Origin of the sequence: Maribacter sp. (assembly GCF_049667165.1) — a bacterium.
GTDB lineage: Bacteria > Bacteroidota > Bacteroidia > Flavobacteriales > Flavobacteriaceae > Maribacter_A.
Window position 1 is genome coordinate 1 of the sequence record NZ_JBATHS010000190.1, and the last position, 5,359, is coordinate 5,359.

General features: G+C 42.5%; 3 protein-coding genes. 1 reads left to right on the top strand and 2 read right to left on the bottom strand.

The window, feature by feature from the left end; genetic code table 11:
* Positions 1 to 5: 5 nt before the first annotated feature.
* Positions 6 to 2,576 carry a glycoside hydrolase family 3 C-terminal domain-containing protein gene (locus WBM98_RS09815; protein ID WP_424365845.1) on the bottom strand — a complete coding sequence of 857 codons (2,571 nt, stop codon included), beginning with the start codon at positions 2,574 to 2,576 and terminating at the stop codon, positions 6 to 8.
* Between the two features lie 205 nt (positions 2,577 to 2,781).
* On the opposite strand from WBM98_RS09815, the gene WBM98_RS09820 reads away from it, so the two are divergent.
* Positions 2,782 to 4,800, top strand: coding sequence for a dipeptidyl-peptidase 3 family protein (locus tag WBM98_RS09820; protein ID WP_424365846.1), 2,019 nt, complete (start codon positions 2,782 to 2,784; stop codon positions 4,798 to 4,800).
* Positions 4,801 to 4,880: 80 nt separating this feature from the next.
* On the opposite strand, the gene WBM98_RS09825 is transcribed toward WBM98_RS09820, so the two are convergent.
* Positions 4,881 to 5,359: S8 family serine peptidase (locus tag WBM98_RS09825; RefSeq protein ID WP_424365847.1), on the bottom strand; the 479-nt coding region annotated here is incomplete at its 5' end.

The window sequence follows — 5,359 nt, forward strand, 5'->3', positions numbered from 1 at the left end:
CAATCTCATTGTACGATTACGCTTGTTTTGTTTTGGGTTGCCGAATTTTCACCCATGAAAATATCGAACGCTCCAGGTTCAACGAAACTATTTCCCTGAGTATCAAAAATCGATAGGTCCTCAGGGGTGATCTCAAATTCAATGGTCTTCGATTCCCCTTTCTTTAAGAATATTTTTTGGAATTTTCTTAAGGATTTCAAAGGTTTGGTGACACTGGCCTCTTGGTCCTTCACATATAATTGTACAACGGTTTGCCCATCATAATCCCCATCATTGGTAACTATTACCTCAAGATTGTTTTTTTCCGCCTTGTTCATTATCGATTTTTCCAAAACAGGGGTGGCGTAGGAGAAATGCGTATAACTCAAGCCATAGCCAAATGGGTAAAGTACGTCCCCGTCAAAATAACGATAGGTACGCCCTTTCATATGATAATCTTCAAAGGGCGGCAGATCTGTAACGGATTTATAAAAGGTAACCGGTAATTTTCCTGACGGATTATAATCCCCGAACAGAATATCCGCCACGGCACTTCCGCCGGCTTGGCCAGGATACCATGCATTTAATATGGCGGGTAGGTTTTCATTTTCCCAGTTTATGGCCATTGCGCTTCCACCGGTGAGTACGAATACTATGGGTTTTCCCAATGCATAAAGTTCTTTTATCAGGTTTTGCTGCGCGGATGGTAATTTTAAATCAGTTCTATCGCCTTTGGAAAAACCTTCGATGGCAATGGGCATTTCCTCACCTTCCAATCGCGCCGTAATGCCACCTACATAGATAATAAGGTCACTTTGGCTTACTTTTTCAATCATTTTATCCTTACCCAATAGATGTTCCTTGTTCCATAAAAATTGAATAGATGATATCCATGGGTTGGTACATTTATAAGCGATTACAAATTGCAGTTTTTTATTCTTTACAACGGGAAATTGCACGGTTTTGGGTAAGGTTTCGGTTTCACTTGAACCAGAAACCATTTCCTTTCCATCAAGGGAAAAACTATAAGACCCCCCACTTTCATTTATACTAAAGGAGGCATTGCCACTAAAGTCAGGTACAAGGGTGCCGGTATATCGAATGGAGAATTCCCCCGGTATGAGGTCAACAATTGGGACAGCTCCACCCCAATCAAAGTCTATCAAATTTACGGATTGTACTGCAACAGGGTTTCCATCCAAATTCGAGTTGTTGAAATACTCCGTTTTTATTTTCCCATTAAAGTTTTTCTCATCGATAATATCGAATATGGGTTCTTCATCAGTGATGTTGGTACCCTTGAAATAATGCACGATCGTTTTCTTGGAAACTTTGTCCTGGATTCCTTCTAAAATCGTTTTTCGATAGGTGGGGGTCCCAAAATAATTTCCCAATAAAAATTGTTTGTCATTGGCGGTAGGGCCTATAACCGCTATTGTCTTGATCTCTTTTGAAATAGGAAGGGTATTCTTTTCGTTTTTTAAGAGCACCATAGACTCCCTGGCAGTTTGCAAGGCCAATTTTTGGTTTGCCTCCGATTCGAGAACTTCATCTTGAATATTTGCGAATGGCATGTTTTCCGCTGTATTCAACAATCCCAATTTGATCCTGGCGAGGAATAGTCGCTTAACCGCTGTGTCAATTTCCTTTTCGGTAATATAACCGTCAGTAACAGCCTTCTTCAAATGCGCATAGGTAGAACCACAATTAAGATCGCAACCAGATTTTACGGCTAGGGCAGCGGCCTCTTCCGCAGTTTCCACAATCTTATGCCTTAGATAGATGTCTTCGACCGCACCACAGTCCGATACGACATAGCCCTTAAACCCCCATGTGTCCCGTAGGATATCTTGCAGCAAAAGGGAACTGGCAGTGGCCGATTCGCCCAAATATCGATTGTATGCCGACATTACCGAATAGGTTTTCGCTTCCAATACAGCGGCCTTGAAGGCAGGCAAGTAGGTTTCCCATAAATCCTTTTTATCGGCATAGGCATCGAAGGTATGCCGGTTATACTCTGGGCCACTATGTACCGCATAATGTTTGGCGGTCGCAATGACCTTAAAATAATCGGGGTCATCACCTTGTAACCCTTTAATAAAAGCGACTCCTAATCTTGAAGTGAGATAGGGATCTTCCCCATAAGTTTCTTGACCTCGTCCCCAACGGGGGTCCCTAAAAATATTTATGTTGGGCGACCACATGGTCAGGCCTTGATAGCGATTTCGATGCCCATTTTTCACACTATGGTTGAATTTTGCCCTTGCTTCTGAACTGATAACATCGGCCACGGTATTGATCAATTCGGGATTCCATGTCGCTGCCATGCCAATGGCCTGCGGGAATGAGGTCGCGGCACCTGCGCGGGCCACACCATGCAAACACTCATTCCACCAATTATATTCAGGAATGCCCAAACGTGCAATAGGGGGTGCAACATCCTGCATTTGACTGATTTTTTCATCCAAAGTCATGCGGCTTACTACATCTTCAGCACGGGAATCGGAATCTAATGCGTGGTCTTGAAAGGGAAAATCCATAGTCTGGGAAAAAAAAGTTAATGGTGCGAAAAAAATGCAAAGGAATAGTTTTTTCATTAGGTTGTAATTTACGTTTTTAAAAGGGCTACGAATCGTAAAATTAGCCATTTCTTCAGAGCTTTATCGAAGATTTCAAGTATAAATATTACATGCGCTATAGATGTATCGTTAGGTCTTTTTTTTGCCGTATTTAATGGCCAATAAATGAAACATTTAGCCGAGGTTTTGTTAAATTTGCAGAAATATAAAAACAACATACATCATGAACTTAAAACATATTTTATTGGGATTCCTTTTTGTGGGTCTTTTATGGTCTTGCCAAGAAAAAGTGGAGGAGACACAACCTGTTGAGGTCAAGGCTGATTTTGAATATCTCGTAGATCAATTCGCTGACATAAAAATATTGCGCTATCAAATTCCTGGATTCGATGAACTTACCTTAAAGGAGAAGCAATTGGTATATTATATGACCCAAGCCGGTTTGGCAGGTCGCGATATCATGTGGGACCAGAATTATCGCCATAACCTTGAGATTAGGGATGCCTTGGAGAACATCTTTACTACATATACTGGTGATAAGACCACGAAAGACTGGTTGGCCTTTGAGGAATATGTAAAGCGGGTATGGTTTTCCAATGGGATCCATCATCATTATTCCAATGATAAGATAAAACCCGATTTTAAAGCGGACTTTTTGACCTATTTATTGAAGGAAACGGATACGCAGCTGGAAGGTGAAGCCTTTGAGGTCATTTTCAATGATAAGGATGCCAAAAAGGTAAACAAGAAAAAAGGAGTGGACAATATAGCCGCTTCCGCTATCAATTTCTACGGTCCCACGATTACGGATGCCGATGTAGAAGCATTCTATAAAACGGCTTATAAAGGACCTAAGGATAGACCTATTGAGGCCGGATTGAACTCCACATTGGTTCGTGAAAACGGAAAGGTCGTTGAAAAAGTTTGGAAATCTGGGGGAATGTATGGATCCGCCATTGACGAGGTGATTAAATGGCTCGAAATGGCCCAAGCGGTTGCCGAGAATGAAAAGCAAGCCAAAACCTTGGGATTGCTAATTGAATATTACAAAACCGGTGATCTGAATCTTTGGGACGAGTATTGTATTTCATGGGCAACTTCCACGGAAGGCAATATCGATTGGATCAACGGTTTTATTGAGGTGTATAAAGACCCTAAGGGGTATCGCGGTTCTTATGAAAGCATTATCCAGGTCAAGGATTTTGAAATGTCGAAGCAAATGGCCGTACTTTCAGAAAATGCACAGTGGTTTGAAGATAATGCCCCTTTGAACGATTCCCATAAAAAGAGTGATGTGGTCGGTATCTCCTATAAAACCATTAATGTGGCAGGAGAAGCCGGTGATGCATCACCAAGCACACCTATTGGTGTCAATTTACCCAATAATAACTGGATTCGGCAAGAACACGGTAGTAAATCGGTTTCTTTGGGCAATATCATTGATGCGTACAATAATGCCGGTGGAAGCGGCCGACTAAAGGAGTTTGCCTATGATGAGGAAGAAATAGCCTTGGAAGAGAAATACGGAAAGCTGGCCGACAAATTGCATACCGCCTTGCATGAAGTCATTGGGCATGCCTCAGGAGTCATAAATCCGGGTATTGGACAGCCAAAGGAAACCTTGAAAAACTATGCCTCGACTATGGAAGAGGGTAGGGCCGATTTGGTCGGACTTTATTATTTGATGGATCCCAAACTGCAGGAACTCGGTTTGGTCGATGACTGGCAAGCTGTAGGTAAAGCCGCTTACGATGGTTATATCAGAAATGGATTGATCTCCCAATTGGTGCGTATAGAGCTTGGGAATGATATCGAAGAGGACCATATGGTCAATAGGCAATGGGTCTCTGCCTGGGTTTATGAAAAGGGAAAGGCCGACAACGTCATTGAAAAAATCGAAAAGGATGGGAAAACGTACTACAATATCAATGACTATGCAAAACTTCGTGAATTATTCGGGGAGTTACTTCGTGAAGCACAACGCATTAAATCCGAAGGTGACTTTAAGGCCGCCCAAGATCTGGTCGAAGGCTATGGGGTAAAGGTAGACCAAGCCTTACATGCGCAGGTATTGGAACGTAACCAACAGTTTAAATCCGCACCCTATAGCGGCTTTGTGAATCCGGTATTGGTGCCAGAGACAAATGACGCCGGGGAAATCGTTGATGTAAAGGTTACACAGCCTGAAACCTTTGAGCAGCAGATGTTGGACTATGCCAAACGGTATAGTTTTCTTGATTGATCATTCAGAATTCCACAAAATAAAAAACTGTCCTGACGCTACTGTCAGGACGGTTTTTTCAATTATAATTGGTTTAAATGCTATTCAGTAACGGCCCTGTAGGCATTTACCCTTCCTTTACCATGATAAAGACTTGCTCCATTACCATCTATCTTATCAGCGGTGTTGGTTAATTGCTTGGTTACCTCATGTGGATCCATCTGGCCTCCATTCTTGCCAATGATCAAAGCAGCAACACCCGCAACGTGAGGGGATGCCATACTGGTGCCGGCACTCCAGCTCCAACCGCCTGGAATTGTACTAAGGACCATATCATAATACCAAAAATCACTTGGGCTGTCGAAATCACCTCCTGGGGCAGAAACAGTGACATGGCTTCTTCCATAATCGGTGTAACTAGCAGGTAAATCTAAATCACCCAAAGGGTTTTCGATCCAGCTTTCAGGTGCCGTGGCAGAAACAGAGATTACGTTGTTTAAACTGGCAGGTAGTTTAATGGTAGAACCGTTTCCGTCAAAATTAGTATACCCATTACCAGCGGAAACTACAATGGTAGCCC

Excerpts from the sequence above, each read along its gene's own strand:
- WBM98_RS09815 (WP_424365845.1), bottom strand. The coding sequence starts at position 2,576 with ATGAAAAAACTATTCCTTTGCATTTTTTTCGCACCATTAACTTTTTTT.
- WBM98_RS09820 (WP_424365846.1), top strand. The coding sequence starts at position 2,782 with ATGAACTTAAAACATATTTTATTGGGATTCCTTTTTGTGGGTCTTTTA.